We start from the raw sequence: 17,294 nt of genomic DNA, 5'->3' as shown, positions 1-17,294 counted from the left end.
AGGTCCGCATGACCCAGCCCGACGTCGACTCCGCGCCCGCCCCGGAGATCCTGCTGCACGCCGACGCGGACGCGGTGGCCGAGGCGCTCGCCGCCCGGCTGCTGGCCCGGCTCGCCGAGATCCAGGGCGAGGGCCGCGTCCCGCAGCTCTGCCTCACCGGCGGCCGGATCGCCACGAAGGCCTACGGCCGGCTGGCCGAGGAGGGCCGCTCGTCCGCCGTCGACTGGGGCCGGGTGGAGCTGTGGTGGGGCGACGAGCGCTTCGTCCCCGCCGGTGACGACGACCGCAACGCCGAGCCCGTGCTGGAGCTGCTGCGGCCGCTGGGCCTGGCCGCCGAGCGGGTGCACGTCATGCCGGCCGCCGACGCCGGCACCGACCTCGACGACGCCGCGGACGCCTACGCGCGCGAGCTGGGCGGCACCCGCTTCGACGTCTGCCTGCTGGGGCTCGGCCCCGACGGGCACGTGGCGTCGCTGTTCCCCGAGCACCCGTCCTCGCACGCGGAGGGCCGGGTCATCGCCGTCCGCAACTCCCCCAAGCCGCCGCCGGACCGGATCAGCCTGACCCTGGAGGTCGTCAACGCCTCGGCCGAGGTCTGGTTCCTGGTCAGCGGGGAGGACAAGGCCGCGGCGACGGCGCTGGCCCTGCAGGGCGCCGGTCCGGTGCAGGTGCCCGGGGCGGGCGCCCACGGCCAGCACCGCACGCTCTGGTTGCTCGACCGCGCGGCCGCCTCCGAGCTGCCGCCGGACCTGGCGCAGCACGGGCGGTTCTGACGAGCGTCACACCGCTGCCTGAGCCCGTCGAGGGCCTTCGACAAGCTCAGGCCGCGGTGGTCGGGAGCGTCCCCGCTCCCTGAGCTCGTCGAAGGGCCCCGGCGAGCTCGGGCCATGGTAAATCCAGCTCAGGCCGCGGTGGGCGAGCTCGGCGTCACCCCGGGCGGGTGCGTCGCGCTCAGGCCCAGCGGTGATCCGTCAGTAGATGACGTCGCCGCGCGCGCGGCGGTCGCGGAGGGTCTGCAGCGCCTCGCTGAGGATGTCGGCCGCCTCGGCGTCGCTGCGACGCTCCTTCACGTAGGCGAGGTGTGTCTTGTACGGCTCGATCTTCGTGGGCGGCGGCGGGTTCAGCGAGTCCCGGTTGCCCGACAGCCCGCAGCGCGGGCAGTCCCACGTCTCCGGCACGGTGGCGTCGGCGGCGAAGGCCGGCCGCGTCTCGTGCCCACGGGCGCAGAAGTAGGAGATGTACAGCCGCGGCGCGGTGTCGCCCCGCTCGGCCTCCCCCATCGGTCCCGCCCCGACCCGGCTCCCCCGGATGGCGCTGCCACCACCAGCCACGTTGACTCCCTCGCTGTCCCTGCTGTTCCTGTGGGCCGTGCCCCGGCGCGCACACCGCCGGATCGTGCGTGTCCTACCTCCAGCGCAGCCCCCCGCCGCGCCCCGGCGTCAGGCGCCGAGCTTGTAGAGCAGGCCCAGGGCCACGATGGCCGCGAGCCAGATGACCGCGACGATGATCGTCAGCCGGTCCAGGTTGCGCTCCGCCACCGACGACCCGCCCATCGAGGAGGAGATCCCGCCGCCGAAGAGGTCGGAGAGGCCACCTCCGCGACCCTTGTGCATGAGCACGAAGAGGGCGAGGACGACGCTGGTGATCACCAGCACGATCGAGAAGATCGTGATCGGCACGGTCATCAGGGGCACGAAAAACACGGACGTAGCCTAACTCACCAGACGGCGATCGGAACCGTGCGCGAGGAGCGCACGGGCGCGGCGGACGGGCCTCAGACGGCGGGCAGGTCGTAGAAGCGCGCGATGGCGGCGAACTCGTCCACCAGCAGGCTCGCGCCGCCGACCAGGCAGCCGTCGACGTCGGGCTGGGCCATGATGGCCGCGACGCTGCCCGACTTGACCGAGCCGCCGTAGAGCACGCGGACGGCGTCGGCGACCTCGGCGGTGTAGAGCTCCCCCACCAGCGTGCGGATGGCCCCGCACACCTCCTGGGCGTCCTCCGGCGTCGCGACCTCGCCGGTGCCGATGGCCCAGACGGGCTCGTAGGCGATGACGAGGCCGGCCACCTGCTCGGCCGGCACGTCGGTGAGGGCGGCGCGGACCTGGGCGAGGCAGTGCGGGACCTGCTCGCCCTCCTGCCGGACGTCGAGGCCCTCGCCGACGCAGACGATCGGCGTGACGCCGCCGCTCAGCGCGCGCAGGGTCTTGGCGTTGACGAGGGCGTCATCCTCGCGGTGGTACTCGCGGCGCTCGGAGTGGCCGACGGTGACGTAGGCGCAGTTCAGCTTGGCCAGCATCTCGACCGACACCTCACCGGTGTAGGCGCCCTTCACGTGGGCCGAGAGGTCCTGGGCGCCGTAGCCGATCTTCAGCCGGTCGCCCTCGACGAGGGTCTGCACCGTGCGCAGGTCCGTGAACGGGGGCAGCACGACGACCTCGGAGCGCTCCGGGTCCCACTTCTTGTCGCTCAGGGTCCAGGCCAGCTTCTGCACCAGACCCGTCGCCTCGACGTGGGTCAGGTTCATCTTCCAGTTGCCGGCCATCAGGGGCTTGCGGGTCATCGGGTTCACGCCTTCCCAGCGTCGGTGGTGTCGAGCACGGCGAGCCCCGGCAGGGTCTTGCCCTCCAGGTACTCCAGGCTGGCGCCGCCGCCGGTGGAGATGTGGCCGAAGTCGTCGTCGGCGAAGCCGAGGTCGCGCACGGCAGCCGCGGAGTCCCCGCCGCCGACGACCGACAGGCCGTCGACCTCGGTGAGGGCCTGGGCGACGGCGCGGGTGCCGCCGGCGAAGGCCTCCCACTCGGCGACGCCCATCGGGCCGTTCCAGAACACGGTCCGCGCCTGCGCGATGACGGCGGCGAACGCCCGCGACGACTCCGGACCGATGTCGAGGCCCAGCTGGTCGGCGGGGATGGCGTCGGCGGCGACCACGGTGGGCGGCGCGTCGGCCTTGAAGTCGGGTGCCACGACGACGTCGGAGGGCAGCACGATCTGCTTGCCCGTCGCCGCGGCCTCGTCGAGGTAGCCCTTGACCGTCTCGATCTGGTCGGCCTCGAGGAGGGACTTGCCCACCTCGTGGCCCTGCGCGGCCAGGAACGTGAAGACCATCCCGCCGCCCACCACGAGGGTGTCGGCGGTCTTGAGCAGGTTGGCGATGACCGCGAGCTTGTCGGACACCTTCGCGCCGCCGAGCACGACGACGTAGGGCCGCTGCGGCTCCTCGGTCAGCCGGCGCAGCACCTGCACCTCGGCCTCGACGAGCCCGCCGGCGGCGGCGGGCAGCCGGGAGGCCAGGTCGTAGACCGAGGCCTGCTTGCGGTGGACCACGCCGAAGCCGTCGGAGACGAAGGCGTCGCCGAGCGCGGCGTAGCGGTCGGCCAGCTCGCCGCGGACCGCCTCGTCCTTGGACTCCTCGCCCGGCTCGTAGCGCACGTTCTCCAGCATCGCGACCTCGCCGTCGGCGAGCGCGGCGACCGTGGCCTGCGCGGACTCCCCGACCACGTCGGAGGCCAGGTGGACGTCCATGCCGAGCAGCTCGCCCAGCCGGGCGGCGGCGGGCGCCAGCGAGTACTGGGGGTTCACCTGCCCCTTCGGACGGCCGAGGTGGGCCAGCACGACGACCTTGGCCCCGGCGTCGCGGAGCGCGGTCAGCGTCGGCACCGAGGCACGGATCCGGCCGTCGTCGGTGATCGTGGTCCCGTCGAGGGGGACGTTGAGGTCGCAGCGGACGAGCACGCGCTGGCCGCGCAGGTCACCGAGGTCGGCGATGGTCTTCATGCAGAGTTCCCTTCACGTGCCCTGAGCCCGTCGAGGGGCAGGACCCCTCGACAGGCTCAGGTGCGGTGGACGAGCTCGGGTGGCGCCGCCCGGGGGCGGGCGCCGGGTGGGTCAGCTCAGAGCGAGCTGCCGACCAGCTTCACCAGGTCGACGAGGCGGTTGGAGTAGCCCCACTCGTTGTCGTACCAGCCGACGACCTTCACCTGGTTGCCGATGACCTTGGTCAGGCCGGCGTCGAAGATGCAGGAGTGCGGGTCGGTGACGATGTCGGAGGAGACGATCGGGTCCTCGGTGTAGAGCAGGTAGCCCTTGAGGTAGCCCTCGGCCGCGGCCTTGATGGCGGCGTTGACCTCGTCGGCGCTGGTCTCGCGGCCGGCCTCGAAGGTCAGGTCGGTCGCCGAGCCCGTGGGCACCGGGACGCGCAGCGCGTAGCCGTCGAGCTTGCCCTTGAGCTCCGGCAGCACCAGGCCGATGGCCTTGGCCGCACCGGTGGAGGTGGGGACGATGTTGAGGGCGGCGGCGCGGGCGCGACGGAGGTCGGAGTGCGGGCCGTCCTGCAGGTTCTGGTCCTGGGTGTAGGCGTGGATGGTGGTCATCAGGCCCTTGACGATGCCGAACTCGTCGTTGAGGACCTTGGCCATCGGCGCCAGGCAGTTCGTGGTGCAGGAGGCGTTGGAGATGATGTGGTGCGAGGCCGGGTCGTAGTCCCCGTCGTTGACACCCATGACGACGGTGAAGTCGTCGTTCTTGGCCGGCGCGGAGATGATGACCTTCTTGGCGCCGCCGTCGAGGTGGGCCTTGGCCTTGGTGCCGTCGGTGAAGAAGCCGGTCGACTCGATGACGACGTCGGCGCCGATCTCGCCCCACGGCAGCGCGGACGGGTCCTTCTCGGCGTAGGACTTGATGACCTTGTCGCCCACCTGGATGCCGCCGTCGACGACGGAGACCGGCTGGCCGAGGCGGCCGAGGATCGAGTCGTACTTCAGCAGGTGCGCCTGGGTGTCGTCAGAGCCGAGGTCGTTGAAGGCGACCACCTCGACGTCGGCGCCGGAGGCCTGCACAGCGCGGAAGAAGTTGCGGCCGATGCGGCCGAAGCCGTTGATACCCACACGAACGGTCATGAATGCGTTCTCCTCGATATGAGACGAGCCCCCTGTGCAGGAGGCGTCTCCCACCCTAACGAACTCGTCACGCCCCGGACACGACCGGAGAACGACTGGTCTGATACCAGCGCAGGAGTGGTGTTACCTGGTCGTAACGGCCGTGGTCGTCACTCGACGTCCTCGAGCATGTCCGCGCTGAGGCTGGCCTCGGTCGAGGGGATGCCCAGCTCGGCCGCCCGCTTGTCCGCGGTGGCCAGCAGCCGGCGGATCCGGCCGGCCACCGCGTCCTTCGTCAGCTGCGGGGCGTGCAGCTGCCCCAGCTCCTCCAGGCTCGCCTGCTTGTTCTGCACCCGCAGCAGGCCGGCCGCCTTGAGGTGGTCGGGGACGTCGTCGCCGAGGATCTCCAGGGCGCGCTCGACGCGGGCCCCGGCGGCGACCGCGGCCCGGGCGGAGCGGCGCAGGTTGGCGTCGTCGAAGTTGGCCAGCCGGTTGGCCGAGGCGCGGACCTCGCGGCGCATCCGGCGCTCCTCCCAGGCCATCAGGGACTCGTGGGCCCCCAGCCGGGTGAGCAGCGCGCCGATGGCGTCGCCGTCACGGATGACGACGCGGTCGACCATCCGGACCTCGCGGGCCTTGGCCGCGATGCCGAGCCGGCGGGCGGCGCCGACGAGGGCCAGCGCAGCCTCGGGCCCGGGGCAGGTGACCTCGAGGGCCATCGAGCGGCCCGGCTCGGTGAGGGAGCCGTGGGCGAGGAAGGCGCCGCGCCAGGCGGCGACGCAGTCGCAGAGGCCGCCGCTGACGACCTGGGCCGGCAGCCCGCGGGCGGGTCGGCCGCGGGAGTCGACGAGGCCGGTCTGGCGGGCCAGGGCGTCGCCGTCCTTGACCACCCGGACGACGTAGCGGGTGCCGCGCCGGATGCCCGAGCCGTTGACGACGACCATCTCGCTCGGGTGGCCGAAGACCTCGCTGATGTCGGTGCGCAGCCGGCGGGCGGCGGCGCCGGTGTCCAGCTCGGCCTCGATGACGATCCGGCCGCTGACGATGTGGAGCCCCCCGGCGAATCTCAACGTCGCTGCGACCTCGGACTTGCGGCAGCAGGGCTTGGTGACCTTGATGGTCGCCAGCTCCGCCTTCACCTGCGCGGTCATAGCCATTGGGACATCTTGCCACGGCACGCGGGGACGTCCGGCACGCCGGGAACGGTGCGTGGACCGGTCCGGGGAGGGCTCAGACGCCCATGATCTCGGCGTAGGCCGAGGCCAGCCGGAGGGTGTCGTGGCGGGGGGAGCCGTCGCGCGCGGCGAGGTCGGCCACGACGAGCTCGGCGCCCAGCGAGCGCGCCCAGCGGTCCAGGTGGGGGTCGTCGCCGGCGAAGCTGGCGTCGGCGAGGACGACGTCCAGCCGCAGGTTCGGGGCGTGCTCGGCCAGCAGCTCGATGTGCTTGGCCGGGGAGAACCCCGCGGTCTCCCCCGCCGGCTCGAGGTTGAGGGCGAGCAGCCGCCGGGCGGGCGTCCGCTCGATCGCCTCCGCGAGCCGCGGGACCAGCAGGTGCGGGATCACGGAGGTGAACCACGACCCCGGACCCAGCACCGCCCAATCCGCGGCCAGCACCGACTCGACCGACTCGGGGCAGGCCGGGGGGTCGGCCGGCTCGAGGTGCACCGCCTGCACCTCGGCCGTCGTCTTCGCCACCGCGGCCTGGCCGCGGACGGTCGCCACCTCGTCGGGGTGCGCGGGGTCCAGGCCGATGACGTCGGCGACGATCTGCAGCGGGACCGCGGCCATCGGCAGCACCCGGCCCTTGGCGCCCAGCAGGCCGGCCACCATGTCGAGACCGGCCACCGGGTCGCCGAGGCGCTCCCAGAGGCCGGCGATGAGCAGGTTGCCGATCGCGTGGTCGCGGAGCGGGCCGGAGCCGGCGAACCGGTACTGCAGGACGTCGGCCCAGGTGCGGCCCGAGGGGTCGTCGCCGCAGAGCGCCGCCAGGGCCATCCGCAGGTCCCCGGGCGGCAGGCAGTCCAGCTCCTCGCGCAGCCGGCCCGAGGAGCCGCCGTCGTCGGCCACGGTGACCACGGCGGTCAGCCGGTCGGTGACCCGGCGCAGCGCGCTGAGCGAGGCGGAGAGCCCGTGCCCGCCGCCGAACGCGACGACCGCGGGCAGCGTCGAGCCGGGCGGGCCCGGCGGGCGACCCGGCGCCAGCGGGCTCATTCCCGGCCCAGGTCCCGGTGCAGGACGGTGGTGGGCCGTCCGGCGGCCCGCAGCCGGCGGGCGAACTCCTCGGCCATCGCGGTGCTGCGGTGCTTGCCGCCGGTGCAGCCGATGCCGATGGTGGCGAACCGCTTGCCCTCGCGCACGTACCCGACGGCGACGGTGTCGAGCAGCTGCTGCAGGTGGTCCAGGAAGGGCTCGGCGCCCTGCTGGGCCAGGACGTAGTCGCTGACGGGACGGCTCAGCCCGGTCTGCGGCCGCAGCTCGGGCACCCAGTGCGGGTTGGGCAGGAAGCGGACGTCGACGACCATGTCGGCGTCGACCGGCACCCCGTTCTTGAAGCCGAAGGAGAGCAGCGTCACCCGGAGCTGGTCCTGCTCGTCGCCGCCGTAGGCGCTGCGGACGCGGGAGCCCAGCTGGTGCACGTTCAGCGAGGAGGTGTCGATCACGAGGTCGGCGGCGGCCCGCAGGGTGGCCAGCAGCTCGCGCTCGCGGGTGATCCCGTCCATCAGCCGGCCGTCGCCCTGCAGCGGGTGGGGGCGGCGGACCGACTCCTGGCGGCGGACGATGACGTCGTCGGCGGCCTCGAGGAAGAGGATCTCGGGCAGCGTGCCGCCGCCGCTGAGGTCGGCGAACATCGTCGGCAGCTGCTCGAAGAAGGAACGGGTGCGGACGTCGAGGACGACGGCCAACCGGGTGATGCCGTTCTGCCGGGCCTGGCTGCAGACCTCCGGCAGCACGTTCGGCGGCAGGTTGTCGACGACGTACCAGCCGAGGTCCTCGAGGTTGTCGGCCGCCGTCGAGCGTCCCGCGCCGGACATGCCGGTGACCACGACGAGCCGGAGCGGCGCCTCGCCGCCCGGGTCCGTCGGCCCCGTCACCGGGGCCGCCTCGGTCACCGCGGGCAGGTCGGTGGTGTCGCTGGTCACGGGCCTAGTATCCCGGGTCGCCGTCGACCGGCCCGGTCCCGGCACGCCCGTCGGACGCCGCGGTGGCCGGCGCCGGCGTGGCGGGGACCGGCGTCACCGACGAAGGCCGGACCAGGGGCTCGTCGGAGATCACCTCGCCGGTCGCGGTGTTGATGGCCTCGCGCTGCGGGGTGGCCTCCAGCGCGTCCTTGATGTTCTGCGCCATCTTCGGCCCGAAGCCCGGCACCATCGCGATCTCCTCGACCGTCGCCTGGCGCAGCTTCTTCAGCGAGCCGAAGTGGGTCATCAGCGCCTTGCGGCGGACCTCGCCGAGGCCCGGCACCTGGTCGAGCAGCGACTCGACCATCGACTTGCTGCGCCGCGTCCGGTGGTGGGTGATGGCGAAGCGGTGCGCCTCGTCGCGCAGCCGCTGGAGCAGGTAGAGGCCCTCGCTGGTCCGGGGCAGGATGACCGGCTCCTCCAGGTCGGGCAGCCAGACCTCCTCCAGCCGCTTGGCCAGCCCGCACAGGGCGACGTCGGAGATGCCCAGCTCGTCCAGCGCCTGGGCCGCGGCCGCGACCTGCGGGGGCCCGCCGTCGACGACGACCAGCGACGGGGCGTAGGCGAAGCGCCGGGGCGCCCCGGTGGTGGGGTCGACCAGCAGCGGGCCCTCGTCGCCGCCCGCGGCCTGGGCGGCCGCCATGGCCCCCCGGTCGTCGAGCAGCCGGCGGAACCGCCGGGTGATGACCTCGTGCATGGACGCGACGTCGTTCTGGCCGTCGACGCCCCGGATGACGAAGCGCCGGTACTCGCTCTTGCGCGGCAGCCCGTCCTCGAACACGACCATCGAGGCGACCACCTCGGTGCCCTGCAGGTTGGAGATGTCGAAGCACTCCATCCGCAGCGGTACGCCCGGCAGCTCCAGGGCCTCCTGGATCTCCTCCAGCGCCCGGTTGCGGGTCGACAGGTCGCCCGCCCGCGTCGTCTTGTGCCGGATCAGGGCCTGGCTGGCGTTGCGGGACACCGTCTCCATCAGCTGCTTCTTGTCCCCGCGCTGCGGCACCCGGATGGAGACGTGGGAGCCGCGCCGCTCGCTGAGCAGCTCCGTCAGCGGCTCCAGCGACGGCGGCAGGGCGGGCACGAGGATCTCGCGCGGCACCGCGTCCCGGTCGGTGGTGGAGGCGTCGGACTCCGCGTACAGCTGGAGCAGGAACTGCTCGACGAGCTCGCCGGTGTCCCCCTCGTCGAAGCGGTCGGCGACCCAGCCCCGCTCGCCGCGGACCCGGCCGCCGCGGACGTGGAAGATCTGGACCGCGACCTCGAGCGGGTCCTCGGCCAGGGCGACCACGTCGGCGTCGGTGCCGTCGGCGAAGACGATGGCGTTCTGCTCCATCGCCCGCTGCAGGGCGCCGATGTCGTCGCGGATCCGGGCCGCGCGCTCGAACTCCAGCTCGGCGCTGGCCTGCTGCATGTCCTTCTCCAGCCGCTTGAGCATCGGCCCGGCCTGGCCGGCCATGAACTGGCAGAAGTCGTCGACGATCTCGCGGTGCTCCTCGGGCGTGACCCGGTCGACGCACGGCGCGGAGCACTTGCCGATGTAGCCGAGCAGGCAGGGCCGCCCCAGCTGGCGGTGGTTCTTGAACACCCCGGGGCGGCAGGAGCGCATCGGGAACACCCGCAGCACCAGGTCGACGGTCTCGCGGATGGCCCAGGCGTGGGAGTAGGGCCCGAAGTACCGGGTGCCCTTCTTCTTCGGGCCGCGGCCGACGGTGACCCGGGGGTACTCCTCGGACAGCGTGACCGCCATCCACGGGTAGGACTTGTCGTCGCGGTACTTGACGTTGAACCGCGGGTCGTACTCCTTGATCCAGGAGTACTCGAGCTGGAGCGCCTCGACCTCGGTCTGGACGACGGTCCAGTCCACCCGGTTGGCCGTCAGCACCATCGACTGGGTGCGGCTGTGCAGCGAGCCGAGGTCGGCGAAGTAGGAGTTCAGCCGTTGCCGCAGGCTCTTGGCCTTGCCGACGTAGATGACCCGGCCCTCGGCGTCGGAGAAGCGGTAGACACCCGGCTGCTCCGGGATCGAGCCCGGTGCCGGACGGTAGGCCAGGGGGTGCCGGGACGTGCGGGAGGAGACGGGTGGAGCCACGTCGACCACTCTAGGTGGGGCCGCTGACAGCCCCGGTGCGCGTGCTGCTGGACCGCGGACGCCCGGCCCCCGGAGCCCGGGCGTCCGCGGCGCCGGTCAGGCCTGGACGACGACGGTGTCGCCCTCGACCGTGGCCGACGCCTGGGCCAGCGGCTCGCTGGCGGGCGGGTTCAGCACGGAGCCGTCCTTGATCGAGAACTTGCTGCCGTGGCAGTTGCAGAGGATGGCGTCGCCCTGGATCTCGGAGACGGGGCAGCCCTGGTGGGTGCAGATGCTGCTGAACGCCTTGAACTCGCCCTTGGTGGGCTGGGTGACCACGTACTTCGCGTCCTCGAGGATGACGCCGCTGCCCACCGGCACGTCGGCGGCCGCGACGCTGGGGCCGGAGGGCGCCGCCGGCGCCGAGGAGGAGGCGGACGCCGAGGGGGACGGCGAGGCGGGGGCGGAGGAGGCGGGGGCGGCCGAGGACGGGGCCGCGCCGGTCGCGGCCGGTGCCGCCACCCCCGCGTCGGAGGAGCAGGCGGCGAGGACGCCCACGCCGCCCCCGGTCAGGGCCACCAGCCCGGCGGCGCGCAGGACGGTGCGGCGGGTCGGGCCGTGCTCGAAGGGGCTCAGGTCGGGGTCGCGCTCGGGCATGGGGGCCTCCTGGGTGCGTGGGACGGTCGGGCGGCCCCGCGGCGGTCCGGCTGGACCGGCGCGGAGGCCGTCGTCGGTGATGACGAACCGCGGACCCGGAAAGTTCGAGGAATCGCTGGAAGAGTCAACTGCTCCGGTGGGTCAGCTGGCCTTCCGGGCGGGCACGCGGGCCGCGGCCGCCTTCTTCGCCGGCGGCTTCCGCGCCGCCGCGCGGGCGGCCACCTCGGCCTTCTTGGCCGCCGCCTTCACGGCGCGCTCCTGCGCCGCGGCCTCGCGGATCGCCTTCTTGGTCACCGGCCGCACCGGGGCGGGCGGCGGCTTCGGCGGGCCGACGGGGACCGAGCGACCCTCCAGCAGCGGCCGGAGGTACTCCCCCGTGTAGGACTCCGGGCAGGCGGCGATCTGCTCCGGGGTGCCCTCGGCGATCACCGTGCCGCCGCGCGAGCCGCCCTCGGGGCCCATGTCGACCAGCCAGTCCGCGGTCTTGATGACGTCGAGGTTGTGCTCGATGACCACCACGGTGTTGCCGGCGTCGACCAGCCGGCCGAGGACGATGAGCAGCTTGCGGATGTCCTCGAAGTGCAGGCCGGTGGTGGGCTCGTCCAGCACGTAGAGGGTGCGGCCGGTCGAGCGCTTCTGCAGCTCGCTGGCCAGCTTCACCCGCTGGGCCTCACCGCCCGAGAGCGTCGTGGCCGGCTGGCCGAGCCGGACGTAGCCCAGGCCCACGTCGACGAGGGTGCGCAGGTGCCGGGCGATCGGCGGCAGCGCCGCGAAGAACTCCAGCCCCTCCTCGATGCTGAGGTCGAGCACCTCGGCGATCGACTTGCCCTTGTAGTGCACCTCGAGGGTCTCCCGGTTGTACCGCGCGCCGTGGCAGACCTCGCACGGGACGTAGACGTCCGGCAGGAAGTTCATCTCGATCTTGATCGTGCCGTCGCCGGTGCAGTTCTCGCAGCGGCCGCCCTTGACGTTGAACGAGAACCGGCCCTGCTGGTAGCCGCGGACCTTGGCCTCGGGCGTCTCGGAGAACAGCCGGCGGACGTGGTCGAAGACGCCGGTGTAGGTCGCCGGGTTGGACCGCGGCGTGCGGCCGATCGGCGACTGGTCGACGTGGATGATCTTGTCGATCTCGTCGGCGCCGGTGATCGAGCGGTGCCGGCCGGGGACGTCGCGGGCGTTGTAGATCCGCTTGGCCAGCGAGGCGTAGAGGATGTCGTTGACCAGCGTCGACTTGCCCGAGCCCGAGACGCCGGTGACGGCGATCAGCTGACCCAGCGGGAACGACACCGTGACGTTGCGCAGGTTGTGCTCGACGGCGTTGTGGACGGTGATCTCGCGGCCCTTGGTCCGCGGCCGGCGGGCCGCGGGCAGCGAGATCTCGCGCCGGCCGGACAGGTACTGCCCGGTGAGCGAGGTCGGGTGGTCGAGCAGCTCCTGCACCGAGCCGGAGTGGACGACGTGACCGCCGTGCTCGCCGGCGCCCGGGCCGATGTCGACGGCCCAGTCGGCCACCTTGATGGTGTCCTCGTCGTGCTCGACGACGATGAGGGTGTTGCCCATGTCGCGCAGCCGGATGAGGGTGTCGATGAGCCGGCGGTTGTCGCGCTGGTGCAGGCCGATGCTGGGCTCGTCGAGGACGTAGAGGACGCCCACCAGGCCGGAGCCGATCTGGGTGGCCAGCCGGATCCGCTGGGCCTCGCCGCCGGAGAGGCTGGCGGTGGGGCGGCTGAGCGAGAGGTAGTCGAGGCCGACGTCGAGCAGGAAGCGGAGCCGCTCGTTGATCTCCTTGAGCACCCGCTCGGCGATCTGCCGCTCGCGGTCGCTGAGCTCCAGGGACAGCAGGAACGCCGCCGCCTCGTCGATGGACATCGAGGAGATGTCGGCGATGTTGCGCCCGCCCAGGGTGACGGCCAGCGACGTGGGCTTGAGCCGGGCGCCCTTGCACGCGGTGCAGGGCACCTCGCGCATGTAGCCGGCGAAGCGCTCGCGCGAGGTGTCGGTCTCGGCCTCGGCGTGCCGGCGCTCGATGTAGGAGATGACGCCCTCGTAGGTGGCGTTGTAGGAGCGCTCGCGGCCGTAGCGGTTCTTGTAGCGGACGTGCACCTGGCCGGGCACGCCGTGCAGCAGCACCTTGCGGGCGGCGGCGGGCAGCCGGTGCCACGGCACGTCGGTGCGGAAGCCGGTGCTCTCGGCCAGCGACTCGATGAGCCGGATGAAGTAGTCGGCCACGTGCGCCGACGCCCAGGGGGCGATGGCCCCCTCGGCCAGCGTCTTCTCGTCGTCAGGGACGACGAGGTCCGGGTCGACCTCCATCCGGGTGCCGATGCCGGAGCACTCGGGGCAGGCGCCCCAGGGGCCGTTGAAGGAGAACTGCCGCGGCTCGAGCTCCTCGATCGCGATGTCGTGGTCGTTCGGGCACGCCATCTTCTCGGAGTAGCGGCGCTCGCGGCCCGGGTCCTTGGCGTCGAGGTCCACGAAGTCGATGGACACGACGCCCTGGGCCAGGCCCAGCGCCGTCTCGACCGAGTCGGTCAGCCGCTGCTTGGAGCTGGGCTTGACCACCAGGCGGTCGACGATGACGTCGATCGAGTGCTTCTTCTGCTTGTCGAGGACGGGCGGCTCGGTGAGCTGCACGACCTCGCCGTCCACCCGCACGCGGGCGAAGCCGTCGGTGGCGAGCTGGCGGAACACCTCGACGTACTCGCCCTTGCGGCCGCGGACGACGGGGGCGAGCACCTGGAAGCGGGTGCCCTCGGGCAGCGCCATCAGCCGGTCGACGATCTGCTGCGGCGACTGCCGGCTGATCGGCTCGCCGCAGATCGGGCAGTGCGGCCGGCCGGCGCGGGCGAACAGGAGGCGGAGGTAGTCGTAGACCTCGGTGATCGTGCCGACCGTGGAGCGCGGGTTCCGCGAGGTCGACTTCTGGTCGATCGACACCGCCGGGGACAGGCCCTCGATGAAGTCGACGTCCGGCTTGTCCATCTGGCCGAGGAACTGCCGGGCGTAGGCCGACAGCGACTCGACGTAGCGCCGCTGGCCCTCCGCGAAGATCGTGTCGAAGGCCAGGCTGGACTTCCCCGAGCCCGACAGCCCCGTGAACACGATGAGCGCGTCACGCGGCAGATCCAGGGAGATGTTGCGCAGGTTGTGCTCGCGGGCGCCCCGCACGACAAGTCGATCCATCACGATCAACCATCGTAGGTGGGCCCTCCGACAGTTCTGGCCGCGCGCCGTCGCCCGGCCGCGCGGGGGGCCCGGCGCGGGCGGCTAGCGTGAGCGCATGCCCCCCGACGCCCCGGCTCCCGACCCCGACGCGCAGCGGGACCAGCAGGACCGGCTGCACGACCTGCTGCGCGACGCCACCTCCCGGCTGCTGGGCGCGACCATCGCCGTCGCCGACGAGGACTGGCAGGCGCCGAGCCGGCTGCCCGGCTGGAGCCGCGGGCACCTCGCGACCCACCTGGCCCGGCAGGCCGACGCGCTGCGCCGGCTGGTCGACGGCGCGCTCGCGGGTCGGCGGGCGGAGATGTACCCCGCCCCCGGGCAGCGCGACGACGAGATCGAGGCCGGCGCCGGCCGCTCCGGGCTGGAGCTGCAGATCGACCTCGACACCTCCGCCGGCCTGCTCGCGGACGCCTTCGAGGCGCTGCAGGAGGCCGGCCGCTGGGACGAGGTGGTCGAGCTCCGCGGCGGCCTGCGGGCCCCCGCCCGGCTGCTGCCGCTGGCGCGGCTGCTGGAGGTCGCGGTGCACCACGTCGACCTCGGCCTCGGCCGCGAGATGGCCGACCTCGACGACGCCACCGCCGACTGGCTGCTGGAGCTGTGCGGCTTCCGGCTGCGCGAGCGCGACGAGTTCCCGCGGCTGGAGCTCGTCTCCCCCACGAGCACGCTCGTCGTCGGCAGCTCCGGCGCCACCCGGACCGTCCGCGGCCGCAGCGCCCTCCTGCTGGGGTGGCTGACCGGGCGGACCGACGGCGCCGACCTCGAGGGCGTCGACGGCCTCCGGCTGCCCGCCTTCTGACCCGGGGGGCTCCCGCCCCGCCCAGATCACCGACCGACCCCACCCCCTGAACCGGAGGACCCCGATGCCCGGACCGCACCACGTCGAGCCCGGTGGCGAGCCGCTGGTGCTGCCGCTCGCCCCGACGCTGACGCTCACGAAGGTGAGCGTCGGCCCGATGGACAACAACGCCTACCTGCTCCGCACCCCGGACGCGGCGCTGCTGGTCGACGCCGCCGCCGAGCCGGAGCGGCTGCTGGCCGTGACCGGCGCCGACCTGGCCACCGTCGTCACGACCCACCGGCACGGCGACCACTGGCAGGCGCTGGCCGCCGTGGCCGGGGCCACCGGCGCCGCGCTCGTCTGCGGGCGCCCGGACGTCGACGCCATCGCCACCGGCGCCTGGGTGGAGGGGCTGGTCGGGGTCTGGGACGGCGACGTCGTCGCCGTCGGGTCCCACCGGCTCGAGGTCATCGGGCTGGTCGGCCACACGCCCGGCTCGGTCGCCCTGGCCTGGACGGGCGAGGACGGCCCCACCCACCTCTTCACCGGCGACGGCCTCTTCCCGGGCGGACCGGGGAAGACCGCGGGACCGCCCGAGTTCGCGTCCCTGCTGGACGACCTCGAGGCCAAGGTGTTCGCGCGCTTCGGCGACGACACCGTCGTGCACCCCGGTCACGGGGACGGGACGACCCTCGGCGCCGAACGGCCGCACCTCGCGGAGTGGCGCGCCCGCGGCTGGTAGGGCTCAGGACGCGCGGCGGACCAGCTGGACCGCGCCGGTCCCCAGCACCGTGCCGTCGGGCCGGACGTGGGCCAGCCGGACCGGCTGACCGGTGGCCCGCTCGACGCTGAGGCCGACGGGCGGGCGGCCGGTCGGCCGGTGGGCGTCGCCCCAGGCGAGCATCGCGCTCAGCACCGGCAGCAGCTCCTCCCCCGCCGGGCTGAGCACGTACTCGTCGCGCTCCCGCTCGCCCGGAGCTCGGTAGCGGCGGCGCTCGAGCACGCCGTGCTCGACCAGCACGGCGAGACGGGCGGCGAGGACGTCCGGGGCCACGCCGAGCCGGGAGCGGAAGTCGGCGAACCGGGTGACGCCCAGGAACGCCTCGCGGACGACGAGCAGGGTCCACTTCTGCCCGACCACCTCGAGGGTGCGCGCGATCGAGCAGCGCGCCGCCACGTCCCGCCGGTCCTGCTCCTCCGCGTCCACGTCTCCAGCGTACCGACCTGAGTTGGAACTTCCTACCCAGGTGCTACGGTGAGCGTCACCCCGGTGCGGCGCCGCATCCCCAGGGCCCCGCACGAGGAGAGCCGATGCCCGCACTGAGCCGCACCGCCAGCTTCTGGACCGCCGCCGCCGTCGCCGGCCTCGCGCTGTGGGCGAGCGGCGCGCCGACGGTCGTCTACCCCCTCTACGCCCGGGCGTGGGACCTCGCGCCGTCCACCACGACGCTGATCTTCGCGGTCTACCCGCTGGTGCTCATCCCCGTCCTGCTGCTGTTCGGCAACCTGTCGGACGTGCTCGGCCGCCGGGTGGTCATGCTGCTGGGCCTCGGCGTCCTCGCCCTCGGCTCGCTGGCCTTCGCGCTGGCCGACAGCCTCGGCTGGGTCCTCGTCGGCCGGGGCCTGATGGGCGTCGGGGTGGGCCTCTCGCTCAGCCCCGCCACGGCGGCCGTCGCCGAGCTGGAGCCGTCGGGTCGTGCCGGCCGCGCCGGCTCGGTGACCACCACCGCCACCGCCACCGGGCTGGCGCTGGCCACCCTGGTGGGCGGGGCGCTCGTCCAGCACGCGCCGGCACCGCGGCACCTGACCTTCGTCGTGCTGGGGGGCGTCACCCTCGGCACCGCCGTCCTGGTGGCGTTCCTGCCCCGGACGGGTGGGCCGGCCGCCGAGCGCTGGCGCCCGCGCCGACCGCACGTGCCGCGCGGCGCCCGCCGGCTGTTCAGCGCGGGCACCCTGGCCATCGCCGGCGCCTACGCCCTGGGCGCGGTCTACCTCGCCCTGGGCGCCCAGATCGCCCACGACCTCGTCGGCTCCACCGACGCCCTGGTCAGCGGGGCGGTCATCTCCGTCTCGGCCGTGGTCATCGGGGCCGTGGCCCTGCTGGCTCGCGACCTGGCCCCGCGGCGCGCCCTGGTCCTGGGCCCGCCCGCCGCTCTGGCCGGGCTGGGCCTGCTGGTGCTGGCCGCCAGCACCCACTCGATGGCCGGGTTCCTCGCGTCCTCGGTGGTCGGCGGGGCCGGCTACAGCCTGCTGTTCTCCGGGGGGCTCGGGCTGGTCACCGCGAGCGCCCCCGCCCACCACCGGGCGGGCGTGCTGTCCGCGGCGTACACCGTCGGCTACCTGGTCCAGGCGCTCGCGGCCCTCGGGCTCGGCCTGGTCGCGACCGGCGCCGGGCTGCTGCGGGCGCTCGAGGTCGGCACCCCCGCGGTGGGGCTGCTGGCCCTGGTGGCGGCCGCGCTGGCGGTGGGCCGCCGACCGGCCCCGGTCGGCCGGGTCTGACCGGACCGGCT

16 protein-coding genes are annotated in these 17,294 nt (G+C 73.8%); 4 read left to right on the top strand and 12 right to left on the bottom strand.

The window, feature by feature from the left end:
• Positions 1–8: 8 nt before the first annotated feature.
• On the top strand, positions 9–773 hold the full coding sequence (gene pgl / locus JOF54_RS16960) for a 6-phosphogluconolactonase (RefSeq protein ID WP_210057945.1): 765 nt from the start codon (positions 9–11) through the stop codon (positions 771–773).
• A gap of 198 nt (positions 774–971) precedes the next feature.
• On the opposite strand, the gene JOF54_RS16955 is transcribed toward pgl, so the two are convergent.
• From JOF54_RS16955 to uvrA, 11 genes are all read right to left on the bottom strand, one after another.
• The gene (locus JOF54_RS16955; protein WP_210057943.1) at positions 972–1,331 is read right to left on the bottom strand and encodes an RNA polymerase-binding protein RbpA; all 360 of its coding nucleotides are present in this window, start codon (positions 1,329–1,331) and stop codon (positions 972–974) included.
• Between the two features lie 108 nt (positions 1,332–1,439).
• Positions 1,440–1,685 carry a preprotein translocase subunit SecG gene (gene secG, locus JOF54_RS16950; RefSeq protein ID WP_210059660.1) on the bottom strand — a complete coding sequence of 82 codons (246 nt, stop codon included), beginning with the start codon at positions 1,683–1,685 and terminating at the stop codon, positions 1,440–1,442.
• Between the two features lie 89 nt (positions 1,686–1,774).
• Positions 1,775–2,563, bottom strand: coding sequence for a triose-phosphate isomerase (tpiA, locus tag JOF54_RS16945; protein ID WP_210057940.1), 789 nt, complete (start codon positions 2,561–2,563; stop codon positions 1,775–1,777).
• A gap of 5 nt (positions 2,564–2,568) precedes the next feature.
• Positions 2,569–3,777 carry a phosphoglycerate kinase gene (locus JOF54_RS16940; RefSeq protein ID WP_210057938.1) on the bottom strand — a complete coding sequence of 403 codons (1,209 nt, stop codon included), beginning with the start codon at positions 3,775–3,777 and terminating at the stop codon, positions 2,569–2,571.
• Positions 3,778–3,893: 116 nt separating this feature from the next.
• Positions 3,894–4,898, bottom strand: coding sequence for a type I glyceraldehyde-3-phosphate dehydrogenase (gap, locus tag JOF54_RS16935; RefSeq protein ID WP_210057936.1), 1,005 nt, complete (start codon positions 4,896–4,898; stop codon positions 3,894–3,896).
• Positions 4,899–5,047: 149 nt separating this feature from the next.
• Complete coding sequence (gene whiA / locus JOF54_RS16930) at positions 5,048–6,034, bottom strand: DNA-binding protein WhiA (protein WP_210057934.1); 987 nt, start codon at positions 6,032–6,034, stop codon at positions 5,048–5,050.
• A 73-nt stretch (positions 6,035–6,107) separates the two neighbouring features.
• Entirely contained in the window at positions 6,108–7,088 is a 981-nt protein-coding gene (locus JOF54_RS16925; protein ID WP_210057931.1) for a gluconeogenesis factor YvcK family protein, read from the bottom strand.
• Complete coding sequence (gene rapZ / locus JOF54_RS16920) at positions 7,085–7,969, bottom strand: RNase adapter RapZ (protein WP_307804477.1); 885 nt, start codon at positions 7,967–7,969, stop codon at positions 7,085–7,087. The genes JOF54_RS16925 and rapZ overlap by 4 nt, the downstream gene beginning before the upstream one ends.
• A gap of 52 nt (positions 7,970–8,021) precedes the next feature.
• Entirely contained in the window at positions 8,022–10,145 is a 2,124-nt protein-coding gene (gene uvrC, locus JOF54_RS16915) for an excinuclease ABC subunit UvrC (RefSeq protein WP_210057929.1), read from the bottom strand.
• 96 nt (positions 10,146–10,241) lie between these two features.
• A complete protein-coding gene (locus JOF54_RS16910; protein WP_210057927.1) occupies positions 10,242–10,781 on the bottom strand; it encodes a Rieske (2Fe-2S) protein in 540 nt (179 codons plus the stop codon).
• Positions 10,782–10,922: 141 nt separating this feature from the next.
• Positions 10,923–13,964: an excinuclease ABC subunit UvrA gene (gene uvrA, locus JOF54_RS16905; RefSeq protein ID WP_245360493.1), complete on the bottom strand. Its 3,042-nt coding sequence runs from the start codon at positions 13,962–13,964 to the stop codon at positions 10,923–10,925.
• 97 nt (positions 13,965–14,061) lie between these two features.
• Between uvrA and JOF54_RS16900 the strand changes: the two genes are divergently transcribed.
• On the top strand, positions 14,062–14,802 hold the full coding sequence (locus tag JOF54_RS16900) for a maleylpyruvate isomerase family mycothiol-dependent enzyme (protein ID WP_210057923.1): 741 nt from the start codon (positions 14,062–14,064) through the stop codon (positions 14,800–14,802).
• A gap of 64 nt (positions 14,803–14,866) precedes the next feature.
• A complete protein-coding gene (locus JOF54_RS16895) occupies positions 14,867–15,526 on the top strand; it encodes an MBL fold metallo-hydrolase (RefSeq protein ID WP_210057921.1) in 660 nt (219 codons plus the stop codon).
• A gap of 3 nt (positions 15,527–15,529) precedes the next feature.
• Here the strand turns inward: JOF54_RS16895 and JOF54_RS16890 are convergent, their stop codons facing one another.
• The gene (locus tag JOF54_RS16890) at positions 15,530–15,991 is read right to left on the bottom strand and encodes a winged helix-turn-helix transcriptional regulator (protein WP_210057919.1); all 462 of its coding nucleotides are present in this window, start codon (positions 15,989–15,991) and stop codon (positions 15,530–15,532) included.
• A 104-nt stretch (positions 15,992–16,095) separates the two neighbouring features.
• Here JOF54_RS16890 and JOF54_RS16885 point away from each other — a divergent pair, with 104 nt between their 5' ends.
• Positions 16,096–17,283 (top strand): MFS transporter, encoded by a 1,188-nt coding sequence (locus JOF54_RS16885; protein WP_210057917.1) that lies wholly within the window; start codon positions 16,096–16,098, stop codon positions 17,281–17,283.
• Positions 17,284–17,294 lie beyond the last annotated feature (11 nt).

Origin of the sequence: Microlunatus capsulatus, from assembly GCF_017876495.1 — a bacterium.
Classification (GTDB): domain Bacteria; phylum Actinomycetota; class Actinomycetes; order Propionibacteriales; family Propionibacteriaceae; genus Microlunatus; species Microlunatus capsulatus.
This window is presented reverse-complemented; position numbering and strand designations above follow the sequence as displayed.